Below are 17,556 nucleotides of genomic sequence, written 5' to 3' on the forward strand. Positions count from 1 at the left end.
GCCTCAAAGACTTCCGCCGCGTCGCGACCCGCTACGACAAGCTCGCCCGCAACTATGCCTCAGCCGTCGCCCTCGCCGCCGTCATCGCTTTTTGGTCCTGATCGAGTCCAGACCCTACGGGTCCAGAGCCTTGAACGGGGCAACCCGGAACGGCCGCGGCCCGAAGGTCGGGCACCGCAAAGTCACTTCTGAGAACTCGCACGGTCCCCGTCGTTTGAGCGGCAACCGCATCTCTGCTCCAGCGGCTGTGCAGACGAGGTGATCGCTCTCCACACGATTCAGGCGAGCCCATGAAAAGCTCTGATGCGCTTCTTCAGTTCGGCGACTCCTGTCGGTATGACGTGCCTTGTCTCCAAATCTTTGTATTGGATCCAGATGGCGAACCGTTCGTCGTGGTCCGGCCCGATCCCGGCCATACGTTCGAGTTGGCCGATTGTGGACGCGCTGCGCATCTCCGCTTCGATGGATACTCTTGGTTGGCCGGCAGTTGGCGTTTCGTGGGATAGCTCCGTGACGGGCGTCGGAGGCCCCTCCCCCGATCGATGATCCCGTCACGAGGCGAAGCGCCGTCTCCTCCTCTTTGTCGTTAAGACTCGCGGCGCATCATGAACACTCTTGCATCACGTCTATCGAAGTAGTTTTCAGCCACCAACAGCGACCAGTAGTAGCCCGCATCCGGTTTAAACTCTAAATTTGAAACTTCGAAGCCACACCTTTTGCCTTCCGCAGCAATTTGTGAGTGCGAAATCATCCGCATTTCAAGGGTATCACCTGGGCCACCGTGAAAAGAAGGATGTTGGTCGATGTAGTCATTGCCCCGGCGATCAGACCAGCGGACGACCCATGATCCCAATTCTTGTTTTTCTGGAACAGGAGGGCATACTGCTCCGCCATACCATTCGATTGTATTCGGCATGTGGTTTGTCGGGACCGTTAATATTAGCAACCCGCCCGGTCGAAGCATTTGACGAAGATTTGGCAAAACCTCGATTGGCGTTGCAAACGTATGCTCAAGAACGTCGGAACATATAATTATGTCTAAGTCTTTGTAGTTCGCTGCAGACACCTGAGAACACAAATCCAAAAAAGGCTGCTTATGAAAGAACGTATTAGTGTAATCGAATTTTTCCGTCATTATTCGTTCGATGAGAGAACCATCTGACATCCCAACAACACGGAGATCCTTACGGGGGCGTTGGAGCTCGAAAGGAACGGATGCATCTGCGCAAATCCCTTTCATAACGGCCAGAGCGACACCTCGCGAGCGCGGACTGCTTTCACAACAAGAGCAATCACAGACCTCTCGGTGCATGTCACTACGTGACCGCTTATTTTCATGTCCGCAGATGCAGCATCTAAAAGACTCTTTGTTATGCATATCTGATTTTCCTAGCTTTAGCGACGCAAACAATGCAGTTATAACGGATCAACGAGACATTAGAGAGCATTGTTGTAGCACATATATATGGCGCATTGCAAGATCTGCTTGATTAGTCTTAAAGTATTTTCTACTCTACCATCCTGTCGCGATGCGAAGCCCCCTCCTCTGGGCGGTGTCGGCGGGGGTGGCGAGGCCTCGAAACTTCGGCAGCCGAGCTCGGCCGTAGTGGCAGAATAGGCTGGGGTTGTCCGAGGTCCGATCTGGACCCGATGGCAGTAACCGGTGGGGTGACGCACACGTTGCCGAATATGCGAGCCTGGTTGAAGCTGAGCCAGCGCGGGTTGGTGTAGCCCTTGGCGACCGCGGCATCCCAAAACAGCATGACTTTGATGCCGCTGTAAGCCCGGGCCGTGGTAGCGTTGCGTGGCATCGTGACGGTGGCCGTTCCACGCACACTGTCCCACGGCCGGATCCAGGGGACGCAGTTGACTTCGAATTGAGCGATGATCCGGTCGGTGATCTGCTGATAAGGGTTCACGCGCTCGGCTAAGCTAATGGACGCGCTGGAAGCGGCACGGGGCCATCGGAGTTCTCCGCGATGGGCGCCGGAGGCCTCTCCTCCAGCCCTAGATCCACCGGATCCCATCCGCCCAGGAGCCGTACCGATGACCCAGGATCCGCGCGAGGCCGGCCCGCGTCCGCCTTTCCCCGGCGACCAGCAGCAGCCCCGCCCGGGCCTCACCACGCGGATGACGCCGCGGCCCGACCACGGCGAGGAGAGCTACGTCGGCAAGGGCCTTCTCACCGGTCAGGCCGCGCTGATCACCGGCGGCGATTCCGGCATCGGCCGGGCGGTGGCGATCGCCTATGCCCGCGAGGGCGCGGACGTCGCGATCTCCTATCTCGACGCCGAGCAGGAAGACGCCGAGGACACGAAGGCCTGGGTCGAGAAGGCCGGCCGGCGCTGTCTGCTGCTGCCCGGCGACATCCGCGACGAGGGCCATTGCCGGAGCCTCGTGGCGCGCACCGTGGACGCCTTCGGCCGCCTCGACATCCTCGTGAACAACGCCGCCGCCCAGGTGGTGAATGCGGGGCTCGAGGATCTGAAGGCCGCCGATATCGAGGGCTCGTTCCGGGCCAATGTGTTCGCGATGTACTACCTCGCCCAGGCGGCGGTTCCGCACATGAAGCCCGGCGGGGCGATCGTGAACAGCACGAGCGTGCAGGCCAAGGTCGCCGGCCCGAGCATGCTGATCTATGCGGCCACCAAGGGCGCGATCGCGAGCCTGACCATCGGCCTGTCGAACCTGCTCGCCCCGCAGGGTATCCGGGTGAACTGCGTCGCCCCCGGGCCGGTCTGGACGCCGATCCAGCCGATCGTGAAGAGCCCGGAGCAGATGCAGGAACTCGGCGCCCAGACGCCGCTCGGCCGCGCCGGCCAGCCTGCGGAACTCGCCCCGGCCTACGTGCTCCTGGCTTCGCGGGAGGGCAGCTACATGTCGGGCGCCCTGGTGCCGGTCACGGGCGGCATGCCGATGCTCTGACGGCGCGGATTCCGTAGCCTGACGGAGCTACGATGGTCAGACATCGAGAGCTGGCATAGCGCGTTTCCCTCCCCCGCAGAGGGGGGAGGGGGAGACGTGGGACCGCAGGCTTCCTGTTCTCTGACGAAGATCCGTGCGGCCTAGAACGGGATGTCGTCGTCGAGGTCGTAGCCGCCGCGGCTGCCGCCGCCGCCCGAGGAGGCCGGGGCCGGACGGCGCTCGCCGCCCTGGGCGCGGCCGCCGCCGAAATCGCCACCCCGGTCACCGCCCCGGCCACCGCCGAAGTCGCCGCCGCGGCTGATCTGCCCGCCGCCCTCGTCCTCGCCGGCGAAGTCACCGCCACCGCCGCCGCCGCGCCCATCGAGGATCGTCATCTCGCCGCGGAAGCGCTGGAGCACCACCTCGGTCGTGTATTTCTCGACGCCGGAATTGTCGGTCCACTTCCGGGTCTGGAGCTGGCCCTCGATATAGACCTTCGAGCCCTTGCGCAGGTACTGCTCGGCGACGCGCGCGAGGTTGTCGTTGTAGATCACGACCGAGTGCCACTCGGTCTTCTCCTTGCGCTCGCCGGTCGCCTTGTCCTTCCACGACTCGGAGGTGGCGATCCGCAGGTTGCACACCGGATCGCCCGAGCCGAGGCGGCGCATCTCGGGATCGCGCCCGAGATTGCCCACCAGAATCACCTTGTTGACGCTGCCCGCCATCGCTCTCTCCTTATCGTACGGATCTCACAGGGCATCGGCCCGGCGGCGCGCGAACCATGCGCCCGGGCCTCCGGAGCGGCAACCTGCGGTTCGAGCTTGTGCCCGCTTTCCGCAGCGCCGCCGGATTTCTGTTCTATATCCGTTCCTGGTGGGCAGCAAGCCGCAGCTCAGGACACGCGCACGACCAGCTTGCCGAAATTGCGGCCTTTCAACAGGCCGATGAAGGCCTCCGGCGCCTTCTCCAGGCCCTCGACCACATCCTCGCGGTAGCGGACGCGCCCCTCCCGGATCCAGCCGCCGACCTCCTTGCGGAAGATCTCGGCCTGATCGGCGAAATCCCAGACGATGAAGCCCTGGATGTGCAGGCGGTTGGTCAGGACCGAGCGCATCAGCTCCGGCAGGCGGTCGGGGCCCGACGGCACCTCCGTGGCGTTGTAGGCCGAGACGAGGCCGCAGACCGGGATCCGCGCGAAGGGATTGAGCAGCGGCATCACGGCGGCGAAGACCGCGCCGCCGACATTCTCGAAATAGACGTCGATCCCCTTCGGGCAGGCGGCGGCCAGCGCCCCCGGCAGGTCGTCGCCGCGATGGTCCACGGCGGCGTCGAAGCCGAGTTCCTCGGTGAGGTAGCGGCACTTGTCCGGCCCGCCCGCAATCCCGACGGTGCGGGCGCCCTTCAGCTTGGCGATCTGCCCGACGAGCGAGCCCACCGGTCCCGCCGCGGCGGCGACCACCACGGTCTCGCCCGCCTTGGGCCGGCCGATGTTGAGCAGGCCGGTATAGGCGGTCATGCCCGGCATCCCGAGCACGCCCAAAGCCGTCGAGGGCGGCGCGGCGCCGGGATCGACCTTGCGCGAGCCCTTGCCGTCCGTGACGAAATATTCCTGCCAGCCCGCGAAGGCGGTGAGCAGGTCGCCGACCGCGTAGTCCGGATGGTTCGAGGCCACGACCTCGCCCACCGTCTCGGCGGTCATCGGTGCGCCGATCTCCACGGGCGCCGCGTAGGATTTCGCGTCGCTCATCCGGCCGCGCATGTAGGGATCGAGCGACAGCCAGCGGGTGCGCAGCAGGACTTGCCCGGGGCCGGGCTGCGGCACCGGCACCTCCTCCAGGCGGAAATTCTCGGGTCGCGGCTCGCCGTGGGGGCGCGAGGCCAGGACGATGCGGCGGTTCATGGCGGTCATGACGAAACTCCCGGAGGATGGCTGCCCGCCCCGATCTGGGGTGCCGGCCGGCACTCGCAAAGGCTCGGGCGATCTCAGGGGGCCGATCTCTCGGGTGGATCGCGCGTTGTCCAGCCTTCTCATGCGGAGGCACGGTATGCGCGGCACGGCACTCGGCCTCGGATTGGCGGCCCTGACGGCGGCAGCTTCCGCGGCGCCCCTCGACACCTATCGGGATCGTGCCCGCGTGCTCGTCCTGTCGGCGCCCGACGCCATGGACGCGCAGCTCAAGGCCCAGCGCGCCGCCCTGGGTCCGGTTCGCGACGGCGTCGCCGAGCGCGATCTCGTGGTGCTGGAGGCAATCGGTTCCGGCGCCGAGGCGCGTGCCCTGCGCGCCGCGCTCGGGCTGGCGGCCGACAGCTTTCGGGCCGTCCTGGTCGGCAAGGACGGGGGCGCCAAGCTCACCGCCGCGGCGGCGATCCCGCCTCAGACGCTATTCGCCACCATCGACGCGATGCCGATGCGGCGCAGCGAGATGCGGGAGCGCCGCTGAGCAGGGTTCGTGACGGCCGCCGGCATTGAGGCGAAAATCTGCGGCCAACCGAAGACCTGAGCGGACGAAGCCTTGGCCTGCTCACGGTCCACGGGAGAATCCCATACAGGGTTATCGAGCGATCCCACCCAATCCCCTCATCCTGAGGCGACGGAGCGCAGCGCAGGCCTCGAAGGAGCCCTCCAGGAATCGCGCGGCTGGCTGGATCCCTTCTTCGAGGCTCGCTGCGCTCACATTTCAGGATGAGGTGGAGAGTTGGACGGCCGGGAAGCTCCCGGTCTCGCGTCGTGGATCCGGTGGCCTGCCGGGACAGCTCTTATTAGGTGTAGGATCCTAAATTCGGATGTGTACGGCGACGGGTTCGGACACCAACGGTTAAGCCTACCGACCTATCACCGAAACGTGTCGACGGCCGCGCCCCGGCCGTCCGTTGAGGCCCGCCAGGACGCTCGCACGAGACGCTCGAACCGATGAACCGACAGCACGTTGCCGCCGCCATCCGCCGCCTCGTCGCCTCGCAGGTCGAGGATATCGAGCGCGCGGTCCGCGACGGTCACAAGACCATCGCGCTGAACGAGCTGGCGGATCTGAACCGCCAGCTCAAGGCCTTCGCGGCCGCCCTCAAGAAGGCGCCCGCCCGCATCTGAGCGGCTTCCCGCGCGCCCTACCAGCGCGGGCCGTCCCAGCGCGGCCCGCCCCAGCGGCGGGGCGGGACGTCCTCCGGAGGCGGAGGCGGAGGCGGCGGGCCGCGGTCGAAGCCCGGCTCGTCGCAGACCCGCACCCGGCGCACGACCGGCGCACCGTCCGGATCGAACCGGCGCCGGACGAATTCCCGGCACGCCTCGGGGGGCGCCGCAGTGAAGCGCGGCCCGCGGAACGCGGGCTCGGGACGCGGTGGGGGCGGAGGCGGAGGCCGGTGCTCCAACTCCTCCGGGGGCGGTCCACTCCAGCGGTGCTCCGGCGGATAGGGACCGTCGAAATCGGCGGCCAAAGCCGGACCGGCGGCGAGAAGCAGGGCGAGAAAACCGGTGCGGATGGGGAGACGGCGGGCGGGCACGGGTGGCCTCGGCGTGATCGGGCGCGCGGGGATCGCGGCCATCATCACCGGAGCTTGCATTTGGTCGCCTGAACCGCCCCCGGGTGCCGTGTTGGCCGCCGTTCAGCCGGCTATTTCTGCATCGCGTTCACTTCGCACTGCGCGTATTCGCCGCTCGCCTTCACGTAGGCGTTGAGCTTCTGCAGGTAGGCCTCGGCGATCGGCCGGAAGGCCTGCGCCTGCAGGTTATAGGCCTTGATCGCGTCGTTGTAGCTGTAGGCCTCCCAGCCCGGGCAGCCCTCCTTGGTGTCGAGGCAGGCGGGTTTTTCCGGCAGCGCGGGCTTCGCCGGGCGCGCGGAGGCGGGCGGCGGCTCGGGCGGGGTGCAGGCCGCGACCGTTGGTGCGGTTGCCGCCGGGGGCGCGGCCGGTGCGGCCTTGGCCGGCTTCGCGGCGGAAGCCGGCGGCGCCGCGTTCGGAGCCGCCTGGGCGGCGGCGGTCACGAGCAGGCCCGCGATGAGGAGAAGGGTGCCGCGCATGGCGTCGTGACGAGCTCCGCTGCGGCCCCGGACCGTCGATGCGGGGGCCGGCCGCGGGTTCTGCGACATCACGCCCGCGGCGACAAGGGCTCGGGCACGGGTTCCCGGGCTGCCGGCCGCCGGGCCGGGGCCGACGCCCGTCCGCCCGCGGGTTGCCCCGGCGCCGTGCGCGCCCGCGGACCCCGCACCAGCGCCACAGCCGGCAGCAAGAGGCCGATCGCCAGCACCCACCAGGCCGGACGGATCGGACCCGAAAAATCCAGGTTGGCGGCGAGCACGAGGCTCGCCGGGACGCCGCTGGCGAGCCCGTACCACGCCGCCTCCAGCCCCGCGGTCGCGAGCCCGGCAAGGATCGCGAGCAGCAGGAGCGACCACGGCCGCTCCGGCCATTTGAACCGGCGCATCACCCGCCAGCCCATCAGCAGCAGGAACAGCCCGGCCGAGAAGACCGGATCGGTGACGTCGATCTTCGATTGCAGGAAGTCGTGGGCGAGCGCCAGCACCGCGATCGTGTAGACGAGCCGGTGCAGCCGGTGCCAGTTCGGCCCCAGGTTGCGCAAAGCCGCGTCCGTGGAGGTCAGCCCCAGGGCGATCAGGCCGATCAGCGCCACGAAGCCGATCGTCAGGTAGAGCCGCAGCGCGATCTCCGAGACGACCTTGGTGAGGATCAGGTTCTGATCGACCGCGTAGAGGGTGAGATGCGCCACCGCGTAGGCCATCACGGTGATGCCGAGCATACGCCGGACGCCGATGACCTTCGGCCAGTCGGCGATGCGGCGCAGCGGTGAGATCGCCAGGGAGAACAGCAGGAAGCGCACCGCCCATTCGCCGGTGGCGTGGATCAGGGCGGTGATCGGCTTGGCGCCGAGCGCGTCGAGCCGGTAGGCGGCGGCGAGGTAGAGCGCCGGCGCGACGCAGCCCGCGAACACCGCGAGCTTCAGCCAGGAGAGGCGTCCGGCCCGGTCGAGCCAGGGGAGGGGGATGCCGAGCGAGCCGGCCAAGCGGTCGATCATGGGTCGCGAACGGGGCTCGGATCGGTGGCGGGAGCGCGAACAGGCTTCCGGAAACGGCTATCTTCCGGCGCCGGTGCCGTCACGGGGCGGTTCGCCGCGGCGGCTCGACGGTTACAGGCGGGTCGACCTGTGTGGTTGACCTCGGCCGCGCCGCGGCGAGATAGCGGGGTGACGGACACCGGATGGATCCCATGCAGTACCGCACGCTCGGCCGCTCAGGCCTCAAGGTCTCGCCCATCTGCCTCGGCACGATGATGTTCGGCGGCCCCACCGACGAGGCGACCGCCGGCCGCATCGTCGCCAGCGCCCGGGAGGCCGGGATCAACTTCATCGACACGGCCAACGTCTACACGGAGGGCCGCTCGGAGGAGATCACCGGCCGGGCCATCAAGGCGGAGCGCAACGCCTGGATCCTGGCCACCAAGGTCGCCAACCCGACCGGGCAGGGGATCAACGATCGCGGCCTCTCGCGCGTCCACGTGATGAAGGCCGCCGAGGACAGCCTGCGCCGGCTCGGCACCGAGTTCATCGACATCTATTACCTCCACAAGGAGGACCACGACACGCCGCTGGCCGAAACCGTGCGCGCGATGGCCGACCTCGTGCGGGCCGGCAAGATCCGGCATTTCGGCGTCTCGAACCATCGCTCCTGGCGGGTCGCCGAGATCTGCCGGCTCTGCGACGAGCTGGGGATCGACCGGCCGGTGGTGAGCCAGCCCTACTACAACGCCTTCAACCGCATGCCGGAGACCGAGCACCTGCCGGCCTGCGCGCATTTCGGGCTCGGCGTCGTGCCGTACTCGCCGCTGGCCCGCGGCGTGCTCACCGGCAAGTACGATCCCGACGCCCCGCCGCCCGCCGAATCCCGCGCCGGCCGCCAGGACACGCGGATGATGCAGACCGAGTGGCGCCCGGAATCCCTGCGCATCGCCCGCACGCTCAAGGAGCATGCCGAGGCCCGCGGCATCACGGCCGGCCAGTTCGCCACCGCCTGGGTGCTGAACAACCGCCTCGTCACCGGCGTCATCGCCGGCCCGCGCACGGAGGCGCAGTGGCAGGAATATCTCGGCGCCCTCGACTACGCCTTCACCCCGGAGGACGAGGCGCTGGTCGACGGGTTCGTGGCCGCGGGACACCCGACGACGCCGGGCTACAACGATCCGGCCTATCCGCTGGAGGGGCGGGTGCCGCGGAGCGGCTGAGGCGGCTCAAGAGCGGCAGATCTCCAGACCATTCCCTCATCCTGAGGTGCGAGCGTAGCGAGCCTCGAAGGAGGGCTCCAGTCAGCCGCGCGATCCCTGGAGGGCTCCTTCGAGGCCTCCGCTTTCGCTCCGGCACCTCAGGATGAGGCCGAGATTTGGAAGAACCGGGCTGCGGGGTGCGCCGGATCCGTCTTGCGCTTCCGACGAAGGATCGCTATCTAGCCGTCAACAGTTCTGATGGCAGTCGAGAGGCTGCGGTTCGGGAGTGGGCCCCACCGGGTCCGCTCTTTTTTTTCGCCGCACGTCTTTTTCGTCGAACGCCCGCGGGCGGGCCACGCAGAACGCCGCGAAGGGTGTTCACCACCACACATGTCGTCCGAGATCGAAGCGGATCTGTCCGAGAAGCGCCTCGTCCGCGAGGCCGGGGTCGCCGCGCGCGTCGCGCAGGTGATCGAGGGGCCGCTCCAGGGCCTCGGCTTCCGGCTGGTCCGGGTGAAGATGTCCAACATCAACGGCTGCACCGTGCAGATCATGGTCGAGCGGCCGGACGGCACCTTCACCATCGACGATTGCGAGGCGGTGAGCCGCACGATCTCGCCGCTTCTCGACGTCGACGATCCGGTCGGCGGCGCCTACAACCTCGAAGTGTCCTCGCCCGGGATCGACCGGCCGCTGGTGCGGGTCTCGGATTTCGCCCGCTGGGCCGGCTACGAGGCCAAGGTTGAGCTGAGCCCGCCGCTCGACGGGCGCAAGCGGTTTCGCGGCATCCTCGGCGCGCCGGATCTCGATCGGCAGATCGTGCCGATCGACCTGCCCGACGTGAAGGAGGGGCTGCCGAGCCGCATCGAGCTGCCGCTCAAGAACCTCGCCGAGGCCCATCTCGTCCTCACCGACGAGCTGATCCGCGAGTCGCTCCGCCGCGGCGGCCCGCCTGCCGGGGACGAGGCGGATGAGGCCGGGGACGATGAGCCGGCCGAGGAGCCGGCGGCGCCGGCGCGCAGCCCCTTCCGCCCGCAGGGGCCGAAGAAGGCCAGCCCCGCGGCCAAGACCCAGAAACCGGCGCGGACCGGTCCCAGGAAGCCGGTGGTGACCAAGGCGTCCCGGCTCAAGGACCGCGACTCGCTGCACTGAACACGCCAGCGTCGGCCCATGAGGCCGGCCCAAAAAAGTTTGACGGAAGAGAAGGACCGAAACCGATGGCCGTCGTCAGCGCCAACAGGCTCGAACTCCTCCAGATCGCCGACGCGGTCGCCCGCGAGAAGGTGATCGACCGCTCCATCGTGATCGACGCGATGGAGGAGGCGATCGCCAAGGCCGCCCGCTCCCGCTACGGCGCCGAGACGGATGTCCACGCCGAGATCGACCCGAAGACCGGCGCGCTGCGCCTCTCGCGCCACCTCCTGGTGGTCGACGAGGTGGAGAACGACGCCCGCGAGATCACCCTGGATCAGGCCCGCCGCTACAACCCCGGCGCGCTGGTCGGCGACGTGATCTCCGACACCCTGCCGCCCTTCGATTTCGGGCGCGTCGCCGCCCAGTCGGCCAAGCAGGTCATCGTCCAGAAGGTGCGCGACGCCGAGCGCGCCCGCCAGTTCGACGAGTACAAGGACCGGATCGGCGAGATCCTCAACGGCATCGTGAAGCGGGTCGAGTACGGCAACGTGATCGTCGATCTCGGCCGCGGCGAGGGCATCGTGCGCCGGGACGAGATGATCCCGCGCGAGACCTTCCGCCCGGGCGACCGCATCCGCTCCTACCTGTTCGACGTGCGCTCGGAGGTCCGCGGGCCGCAGATCTTCCTGTCGCGCTCGCATCCCCAGTTCATGGCCAAGCTGTTCGGCCAGGAAGTGCCCGAGATCTACGACGGCATCGTCGAGGTGAAGGCGGTGGCCCGCGATCCGGGCTCCCGCGCCAAGATCGCGGTGATTTCTCGCGATGGGAGCATCGATCCGGTCGGTGCGTGCGTGGGCATGCGAGGATCCCGGGTGCAGGCCGTCGTGGGTGAACTGCAAGGTGAAAAAATCGACATCATCCCCTGGTCGGAGGACGAGGCGACCTTCATCGTCAACGCCCTCCAGCCCGCCGAGGTGGTGAAGGTGGTGCTCGACGAGGAGGCCGACCGCATCGAGGTGGTGGTGCCGGACGACCAGCTGTCGCTGGCGATCGGCCGCCGCGGCCAGAACGTGCGGCTGGCCTCCCAGCTCACCGGCTGGGACATCGACATCCTCACCGAGGCCGAGGAATCGGAGCGCCGCCAGAAGGAGTTCGCCGAGCGGACCCAGGTGTTCATGGAGGCGCTCGACGTCGACGAGACCGTCGGCCAGCTGCTCGCCGCGGAAGGCTTCCGCAACGTCGAGGAGATCGCCTACGTCGATATCCAGGAGCTGTCCGGCATCCAGGGGCTCGACGAGGAGACCGGCGCCGAGATCCAGGCCCGCGCCCAGGATCACCTCGCCCGGATCGAGCAGGCGCACGACGCCCGCCGCACCGAGCTCGGCGTCTCCGACGATCTGCGCGAGATCGAGGGCATCACCACGCCCATGATGGTGGCGCTCGGCGAGAACGACGTGAAGAGCGTCGAGGATCTGGCCGGCTGCGCCACCGACGACCTCGTCGGCTACACCGAGGGCCGCGGCCCAGAGGCCAAGCGCCACGCCGGCTATCTCGACGGGTTCGACCTGTCCCGCACCGAGGCCGAGGCCCTGATCATGGCCGCCCGCCTCAAGGCCGGCTGGATCGAGGCCCTGCCGGAGCCGGAGGCCGAGGAAGAGGCCGAGCAGGTCGGCGATGGCGAGGAGGCCAACCCCGCCCAGGCCGAGGCCTGAACGGACGGGCGGCGGAGGCGCGGTGAGCGAGATCGAGGCGATTCCGCCCGGGGGCGGACCGGAAGCCGGGGGGCTCGATGCCGGCCCCGGCCGCCGCGCGTCCGAACGGACCTGCATCGTCACGCGCGTCGCCCAGGCACCGGAGGCGATGATCCGGTTCGTGCGCGGGCCGGACGGGCATGTCGTGCCCGACCTGCGTGCCCGGCTGCCCGGCCGCGGCGCCTGGGTCAGCGCCCGGCGGGACGCGGTCGCCACCGCCGTGCGCAAGAACCTGTTCTCCCGGGCGTTCAAGGGGCCGGCCCCGGCCGATCCCGACCTTCCGGACCGGATCGCCGCGGGGCTGCGCGAGGATCTGCGGCAGGCGATCGCGCTCGCCAACAAGGCGGGCTGCATCGTGGCGGGATTCTCGAAGGTCGAGGCGGCGATCGGCGGCCAGCCCGGCGCGGTCGCGGTGATCCACGCCGCGGAGGCCAGCGCGGACGGGCGGCGCAAGATCGCGGCGGCCTTGTACCGGCGTCACGGTGAGACCATGTCAAGGATACCGATCATCGACGACCTGTCCGAAGATGAATTGGACATGGCCTTGGGTCGGGATCATGTGATACACGCTGCGCTCGTCGCAGGAGCCGGAGCCGCCGGCTGCCTGTCGCGTTGGCGTCGGCTACGCTCCTTCGAGGGCGCCGCCGCGGCGACCGGGGAGCCCGATCCAGCCCGAATCGGCGGGATCGACGAAGCCTCACGTTGACGACGCAGGACTATTTTGACCGGCGCCACCGGGCGTCGGTTCACGGGACGATGGAAACCCTCAGGGTTCAGGCTGAATGAGCGATACGAACAACCCGGGCGACAAGACTCTGAATCGGAACTCCCCGAAGCCGCTCTCCCTCAAGCGGCCGATCGAGGCGGGCACCGTGCGTCAGAGCTTCTCCCATGGCCGCTCCAAGCAGGTCGTGGTCGAGACGGTGAAGCGTCGCGTCATCGGCGCGGCGCCGGCCGCCCCTGCCCGTGAGCCTGCCCCCGCACCCCGTCCGGCGGCCCCCGCGCCGACGGCGCCGGCTCCGCGCCCGGCCCAGCGCGCCGCCTCGGGCGTCGTCCTGCGGACCCTGAGCGAGCAGGAGAGCGCCGCCCGCGCCGCAGCCCTCGCCGACGCGCAGCGCCGCGAGGCCGAGGCCCGCCGCAAGGCCGAGGCCGAAGCCGAGGCGCGCCGCAAGGAAGCCGAGGAGCAGGCCCGCCGCGAGCGTGAGGCCGCCGAGGCCCGCCGCCGCGAGGAGGAGGAGCGCAAGGCCGCCGCCGCGGAAGCCGCCCGCGCCGCCGAGGAGGCCGCCAGGCAGGCCGCCGCCGAGGCCTCGAAGGCTGCTGCGGCCCCGGCCGCGGAGGCTCCCGCGCCGGCTGCTCCCGCCCGTCCGGCGCCGGCCCCCGCCCAGCCCGCTCCGGCCCCGGCGGCCGCCCGTCCGGCCGCCGCTGCGGCGCCGGCTCGTCCGAATGCCGCGCCCCCGCGTCAGCCCGAGGGCGCGCGTCCGGCCGCCGCCCGCCCGGCACAGGCTGCGGTTCCGGCCGCGGCCCCGCGCCCGCCGCTGACGCCGCGCCCCTCCACGGGCGAGCCGCGCAAGACCATCACGGCCGATTCGCGCAAGCCCCGCGACCTCAACTTCATGGCGCGCCCCGCCCCGGCCCCCGAGCCGGAGAAGGCCGCGACGCCGGCGACCGCCGCGCGTCCCGCCGGTGCCGGTACCGCGGCGCGCCCCGCCGGTCGCGCCGCCCAGACCAACGAGGACGAGTCCGAGACCAAGCGGGTGATCCGCCGTCCCGGCATGCCGCTCAAGATCATCGCGCCGCCCAAGACCCCCAAATCGCCGGGCGGCGACCGCAACCGCGGCCGTCTGACCATCGCCAACGCCACCTCCGGCGAGGAGGAGCGCACGCGCTCCGTCGCCTCGTTCCGCCGCCGCCAGCAGCGCATGAGCGGCCGCGGCCAGGTGGAGCAGAAGGAGAAGCTGTCCCGCGAGGTGACGATCCCCGAGACGATCACCATCCAGGAACTCGCCAACCGCATGTCGGAGCGGGCCGTGGACGTGATCCGTCTGCTGATGAAGCAGGGCCAGATCCACAAGATCACCGACGTGATCGATTCGGACACCGCCCAGCTGATCGCCGAGGAGCTCGGCCACACCGTGCGCCGCGTCGCCGAGTCCGACGTCGAGGAAGGCCTGTCCTCCGACGAGCCGGATCTGGAGGAGGATCTCGATCCCCGTCCGCCGGTGGTCACCATCATGGGCCATGTCGACCACGGCAAGACCTCGCTGCTCGACGCGATCCGCAAGGCGAACGTGGTCGAGGGCGAGGCCGGCGGCATCACCCAGCATATCGGCGCCTATCAGGTCGCGGCCCCGTCCGGCGACATGATCACCTTCATCGACACCCCGGGCCACGCGGCGTTCACGTCGATGCGCGCCCGCGGCGCCAAGGTCACCGACATCGTGGTGATCGTGGTGGCGGCCGATGACGGCGTCATGCCCCAGACCATCGAGGCCATCCAGCACGCCAAGGCGGCGGGCGTCCCGATGATCATCGCGGTCAACAAGATCGACAAGCCGGACGCCAAGCCGGAGCGGGTCCGCACGGAGCTGCTGCAGCACGACATCCAGGTCGAGTCGATGGGCGGTGAGACCCTGGAATTCGAGGTCTCGGCCAAGACCGGCGCCGGCCTGCCGCAGCTTCTGGAGGGCATCCAGATCCAGGCCGAGATCATGAACCTGCGCGCCAACGAGAAGCGCGACGGCGAAGGCACCGTGATCGAGGCCCAGCTCGACCGCGGCCGCGGCCCCGTGGCCACGGTCCTGGTCCAGCGCGGCACCCTGTTCACCGGCGACATCGTGGTGGCGGGGGCCGAGTGGGGCCGCGTGCGCGCCCTGATCGACGATCTCGGCGAGAACGTGCAGTACGCGGGTCCTTCGGTCCCCGTGGAGGTGCTGGGCTTCAACGGGACGCCGGATGCCGGCGACCGCGTGATCGTGGTGCCGAACGAGGCCCGCGCCCGCGAGGTCACCGAGTACCGCGCCCGCGTGAAGCGCGAGCGCCTCGCGGCCCGGACCGGCGGTGCCAACCGCTCGCTCGTCGACATGATGCGCGACCTCAAGGAGGGCGCCGGCCGCAAGGAACTGCCGATCGTCGTCAAGGGCGACGTGCAGGGCTCGGTCGAGGCGATCTCGGGCGCCCTGGAGAAGCTCGGCAACGACGAGGTCGGGGCGCGTCTCCTCCTCTCGGGTGTCGGCGGCATCACCGAGTCGGACATCACCCTGGCGCAGGCCTCGAAGGCGGTGGTCATCGGCTTCAACGTGCGCGCCCACAAGGAGGCCCGCGAGGCCGCCGAGCGGGCCGGCATCGAGATCCGGTACTACAACATCATCTACGACCTCGTGGACGACATCAAAGCCACGCTGTCGGGGATGCTGCCGCCGACGCTGCGCGAGGAGCGCCTGGGCGAGGCGACGATCCAGGAGGTGTTCGAGGTCTCGAAGGTCGGCAAGGTCGCGGGTTGCCGCGTCACCGACGGTATCGTGGAGCGCGGCGCCCATGTCCGTCTGATCCGCGACAGCGTGGTGATCCACGAGGGCAAGCTGAAGACGCTCAAGCGCTTCAAGGACGACGCGAAGGAAGTCACCTCCGGCCAGGAGTGCGGCATGGCCTTCGAGAACTTCGAGAACATGCGCGCCGGCGATACGATCGAGTGCTACCGGGTCGAGGAGATCCGCCGCACCCTCTGAGGCTCCGGACCCGTCCGGACAGGGCGGTCGCGGCACCTGCCGCGGCCGTCTTTCTTTTTTCAGGACGTGAGCCGGCCGCTTCGCGGCGCCGGCCCGAGACAGAATGGCCCAGAAACCGACCACCACCGGCCCCTCGCAGCGCCAGCAGCGCGTGGCCGAACTCATCCGTCATGCGCTCGCCGAGGTGCTCCAGCGCGGCGACATTCAGGATCCGGTGCTCGGCACGCATGTCGTGACCGTGCCGGAGGTGCGGATGTCGCCCGACCTGAAGCTCGCCACCGCCTACGTGATGCCGCTCGGCGGCCTCGACGAGGCGCCGGTGATCGCCGCCCTGGAGCGCCACCGGAAGGTGCTGCGCCAGGAGGTGGCGCGGCGCGTGAACCTGAAATTCGCGCCCGAGCTGCGCTTCCGCCGCGACGAGACGTTTGACGAGGCGGCGCGCATCGACCGGCTGCTGCGGGACGAGCGCGTCCAGCGCGACCTCGATCACGGCCAGGATGGCGACGAACCCGAGACCGAACCGGGACATTGACTCCCGAACCAAGACGAAAGGGACGGGGCACGCCCCCGGGGGACGCGAGGACATGACGGTTTCCATCGAAGACCATCCGCAGGGCGAGCGCCCGGCGATCAGCTCGCCCGGCGAGCGCCGGGGACCGGAGGGCCGCCGCCCGCAGCGCGGTCCGCGCCCCGACCGCCCCAAGCGCCGGGACGTCTCGGGCTGGGTGATCCTCGACAAGCATGTCGGCATGACCTCGACCCACGCGGTCGCGGTGGTGAAGCGCGCCTTCAACGCCAAGAAGGCCGGCCATGCCGGCACCCTCGACCCGCTCGCCTCCGGTATCCTGCCGATCGCGCTCGGCGAGGCGACCAAGACGGTTCCCTTCGTGATGGACGGCCGCAAGGCCTACCGGTTCACGGTCCAGTGGGGCGTCGAGACCGACACCGATGACGCCGAGGGCCGCGCGGTCGCCACCAGCGACGCCCGACCCGATCGGGCGGCCGTGGAGGCGGCGCTGCCGGCCTTCGTGGGCGCCATCGAGCAGGTGCCGCCGCGCTACTCGGCCATCAAGATCCAGGGCGAGCGGGCCTACGACCTCGCCCGGGAGGGGGAGACCGTGGAGCTGGTCGCCCGGCCGGTGCAGATCGACCGGCTCGCCGTGGTGGAGCATGACGGCGAACGCACGGTGATCGAGGCCGAGTGCGGCAAGGGCACCTATGTGCGGGCGCTCGCCCGCGATCTCGGCCGGATGCTCGGTTGCTACGGCCACGTGGCGGCGCTGCGGCGGACCCGCGTCGGGCCGTTTTCGGAAGCCGAGGCCTGCCCGGTCGCGATCTTGTCGGAGGGCACACCCGAGGCGGCGCTCGCCCATCTGCGCCCGGTGGAGACGGCCCTCGACGCGATTCCGGAGGTCGCGGTGTCCCGGGATCTCGGCCTGCGCCTGATGCGCGGCCAGCCGGTGATCCTGCGGGGCCGGGACGCCCCCGTGGCGGGGAAGGCCTTCGCCACCTGCGCGGGCATCCTGGTCGCGGTCGGCGACGTGGAGCGCGGCGAGCTGGTGCCGCACCGGGTGTTCCACCTCGGCGGAACGGCGCCGGGCCGCGGGGCGTAGGGCCGAAGGCGAAGGGCCAGGAGGCGGGTGGATTCGAAGATCCCGGTTCAAGGATCGGGATGAGCAGTCCCGCTGGTCTTCCTCCCCCGCAGGGGGCTGCCGGAACACACACCTCCGTTGGCGAAGCGAAAGCGGCTCCGCGCCCTCCCTCCCCCCCTGTGGGGGAGGGCGATTGCATATGAGTAGATTGGCAGTTGCTCTGTCATCGGCGATCGACTCTGA

17 protein-coding genes and 1 pseudogene are annotated in these 17,556 nt (G+C 69.5%); 11 read left to right on the forward strand and 7 right to left on the reverse strand.

Annotated elements, in window-relative coordinates; genetic code table 11:
- Positions 1-101, forward strand: a pseudogene (locus FVE89_RS04285) (IS5/IS1182 family transposase); the annotation flags it as partial.
- Positions 102-586: 485 nt separating this feature from the next.
- On the opposite strand, the gene FVE89_RS04290 reads toward FVE89_RS04285, so the two are convergent.
- Together FVE89_RS04290 and FVE89_RS30900 are read right to left on the reverse strand one after the other, a co-directional pair.
- Positions 587-1,165 carry a class I SAM-dependent methyltransferase gene (locus FVE89_RS04290; protein WP_160532901.1) on the reverse strand — a complete coding sequence of 193 codons (579 nt, stop codon included), beginning with the start codon at positions 1,163-1,165 and terminating at the stop codon, positions 587-589.
- A gap of 343 nt (positions 1,166-1,508) precedes the next feature.
- Positions 1,509-2,027: an ArdC family protein gene (locus tag FVE89_RS30900; RefSeq protein WP_246730497.1), complete on the reverse strand. Its 519-nt coding sequence runs from the start codon at positions 2,025-2,027 to the stop codon at positions 1,509-1,511.
- Positions 2,028-2,046: 19 nt separating this feature from the next.
- On the opposite strand from FVE89_RS30900, the gene FVE89_RS04300 reads away from it, so the two are divergent.
- Positions 2,047-2,925: an SDR family oxidoreductase gene (locus FVE89_RS04300; RefSeq protein ID WP_160532902.1), complete on the forward strand. Its 879-nt coding sequence runs from the start codon at positions 2,047-2,049 to the stop codon at positions 2,923-2,925.
- A gap of 140 nt (positions 2,926-3,065) precedes the next feature.
- Here FVE89_RS04300 and ssb read toward each other — a convergent pair whose 3' ends face one another.
- Complete coding sequence (gene ssb, locus FVE89_RS04305) at positions 3,066-3,629, reverse strand: single-stranded DNA-binding protein (protein WP_160532903.1); 564 nt, start codon at positions 3,627-3,629, stop codon at positions 3,066-3,068.
- A gap of 167 nt (positions 3,630-3,796) precedes the next feature.
- Positions 3,797-4,813: an NADP-dependent oxidoreductase gene (locus tag FVE89_RS04310; RefSeq protein ID WP_160532904.1), complete on the reverse strand. Its 1,017-nt coding sequence runs from the start codon at positions 4,811-4,813 to the stop codon at positions 3,797-3,799.
- Between the two features lie 136 nt (positions 4,814-4,949).
- Here FVE89_RS04310 and FVE89_RS04315 point away from each other — a divergent pair, with 136 nt between their 5' ends.
- A complete protein-coding gene (locus tag FVE89_RS04315) occupies positions 4,950-5,345 on the forward strand; it encodes a DUF4174 domain-containing protein (protein ID WP_160532905.1) in 396 nt (131 codons plus the stop codon).
- 470 nt (positions 5,346-5,815) lie between these two features.
- Complete coding sequence (locus FVE89_RS30440; RefSeq protein ID WP_202130592.1) at positions 5,816-5,992, forward strand: hypothetical protein; 177 nt, start codon at positions 5,816-5,818, stop codon at positions 5,990-5,992.
- A gap of 17 nt (positions 5,993-6,009) precedes the next feature.
- Here FVE89_RS30440 and FVE89_RS04320 read toward each other — a convergent pair whose 3' ends face one another.
- The 3 genes from FVE89_RS04320 to FVE89_RS04330 all read right to left on the reverse strand — a co-directional run bounded on the left by FVE89_RS04320 (position 6,010) and on the right by FVE89_RS04330 (position 7,930).
- Positions 6,010-6,402: a hypothetical protein gene (locus FVE89_RS04320; protein ID WP_160532906.1), complete on the reverse strand. Its 393-nt coding sequence runs from the start codon at positions 6,400-6,402 to the stop codon at positions 6,010-6,012.
- Between the two features lie 110 nt (positions 6,403-6,512).
- Entirely contained in the window at positions 6,513-6,917 is a 405-nt protein-coding gene (locus FVE89_RS04325) for a hypothetical protein (protein ID WP_160532907.1), read from the reverse strand.
- Between the two features lie 68 nt (positions 6,918-6,985).
- On the reverse strand, positions 6,986-7,930 hold the full coding sequence (locus FVE89_RS04330; protein ID WP_160532908.1) for a protein-methionine-sulfoxide reductase heme-binding subunit MsrQ: 945 nt from the start codon (positions 7,928-7,930) through the stop codon (positions 6,986-6,988).
- Between the two features lie 191 nt (positions 7,931-8,121).
- Between FVE89_RS04330 and FVE89_RS04335 the strand changes: the two genes are divergently transcribed.
- From FVE89_RS04335 to truB, 7 genes are all read left to right on the forward strand, one after another.
- The gene (locus FVE89_RS04335) at positions 8,122-9,132 is read left to right on the forward strand and encodes an aldo/keto reductase (RefSeq protein ID WP_160532909.1); all 1,011 of its coding nucleotides are present in this window, start codon (positions 8,122-8,124) and stop codon (positions 9,130-9,132) included.
- Between the two features lie 369 nt (positions 9,133-9,501).
- On the forward strand, positions 9,502-10,263 hold the full coding sequence (rimP, locus tag FVE89_RS04340) for a ribosome maturation factor RimP (RefSeq protein WP_160532910.1): 762 nt from the start codon (positions 9,502-9,504) through the stop codon (positions 10,261-10,263).
- 65 nt (positions 10,264-10,328) lie between these two features.
- On the forward strand, positions 10,329-11,957 hold the full coding sequence (gene nusA / locus FVE89_RS04345; RefSeq protein ID WP_160532911.1) for a transcription termination factor NusA: 1,629 nt from the start codon (positions 10,329-10,331) through the stop codon (positions 11,955-11,957).
- 22 nt (positions 11,958-11,979) lie between these two features.
- Entirely contained in the window at positions 11,980-12,702 is a 723-nt protein-coding gene (locus FVE89_RS04350; RefSeq protein WP_160532912.1) for an RNA-binding protein, read from the forward strand.
- A gap of 76 nt (positions 12,703-12,778) precedes the next feature.
- Positions 12,779-15,721, forward strand: coding sequence for a translation initiation factor IF-2 (gene infB / locus FVE89_RS04355; RefSeq protein ID WP_160532913.1), 2,943 nt, complete (start codon positions 12,779-12,781; stop codon positions 15,719-15,721).
- Between the two features lie 103 nt (positions 15,722-15,824).
- A complete protein-coding gene (gene rbfA, locus FVE89_RS04360; protein ID WP_160532914.1) occupies positions 15,825-16,253 on the forward strand; it encodes a 30S ribosome-binding factor RbfA in 429 nt (142 codons plus the stop codon).
- A 52-nt stretch (positions 16,254-16,305) separates the two neighbouring features.
- A complete protein-coding gene (gene truB / locus FVE89_RS04365; protein WP_160532915.1) occupies positions 16,306-17,334 on the forward strand; it encodes a tRNA pseudouridine(55) synthase TruB in 1,029 nt (342 codons plus the stop codon).
- The last annotated feature ends 222 nt before the right edge of the window (positions 17,335-17,556 follow it).

The organism is Methylobacterium sp. 2A (assembly GCF_009806555.1).
Lineage (GTDB): Bacteria > Pseudomonadota > Alphaproteobacteria > Rhizobiales > Beijerinckiaceae > Methylobacterium.

Excerpts from the sequence above, each read along its gene's own strand:
- FVE89_RS04290 (WP_160532901.1), bottom strand. The coding sequence starts at position 1,165 with ATGTCAGATGGTTCTCTCATCGAACGAATAATGACGGAAAAATTCGAT.
- FVE89_RS30900 (WP_246730497.1), bottom strand. The coding sequence starts at position 2,027 with ATGGGATCCGGTGGATCTAGGGCTGGAGGAGAGGCCTCCGGCGCCCAT.
- FVE89_RS04300 (WP_160532902.1), top strand. The coding sequence starts at position 2,047 with ATGACCCAGGATCCGCGCGAGGCCGGCCCGCGTCCGCCTTTCCCCGGC.
- ssb (WP_160532903.1), bottom strand. The coding sequence starts at position 3,629 with ATGGCGGGCAGCGTCAACAAGGTGATTCTGGTGGGCAATCTCGGGCGC.
- FVE89_RS04310 (WP_160532904.1), bottom strand. The coding sequence starts at position 4,813 with ATGACCGCCATGAACCGCCGCATCGTCCTGGCCTCGCGCCCCCACGGC.
- FVE89_RS04315 (WP_160532905.1), top strand. The coding sequence starts at position 4,950 with ATGCGCGGCACGGCACTCGGCCTCGGATTGGCGGCCCTGACGGCGGCA.
- FVE89_RS30440 (WP_202130592.1), top strand. The coding sequence starts at position 5,816 with ATGAACCGACAGCACGTTGCCGCCGCCATCCGCCGCCTCGTCGCCTCG.
- FVE89_RS04325 (WP_160532907.1), bottom strand. The coding sequence starts at position 6,917 with ATGCGCGGCACCCTTCTCCTCATCGCGGGCCTGCTCGTGACCGCCGCC.
- FVE89_RS04330 (WP_160532908.1), bottom strand. The coding sequence starts at position 7,930 with ATGATCGACCGCTTGGCCGGCTCGCTCGGCATCCCCCTCCCCTGGCTC.
- FVE89_RS04335 (WP_160532909.1), top strand. The coding sequence starts at position 8,122 with ATGCAGTACCGCACGCTCGGCCGCTCAGGCCTCAAGGTCTCGCCCATC.
- rimP (WP_160532910.1), top strand. The coding sequence starts at position 9,502 with ATGTCGTCCGAGATCGAAGCGGATCTGTCCGAGAAGCGCCTCGTCCGC.
- nusA (WP_160532911.1), top strand. The coding sequence starts at position 10,329 with ATGGCCGTCGTCAGCGCCAACAGGCTCGAACTCCTCCAGATCGCCGAC.
- infB (WP_160532913.1), top strand. The coding sequence starts at position 12,779 with ATGAGCGATACGAACAACCCGGGCGACAAGACTCTGAATCGGAACTCC.
- rbfA (WP_160532914.1), top strand. The coding sequence starts at position 15,825 with ATGGCCCAGAAACCGACCACCACCGGCCCCTCGCAGCGCCAGCAGCGC.
- truB (WP_160532915.1), top strand. The coding sequence starts at position 16,306 with ATGACGGTTTCCATCGAAGACCATCCGCAGGGCGAGCGCCCGGCGATC.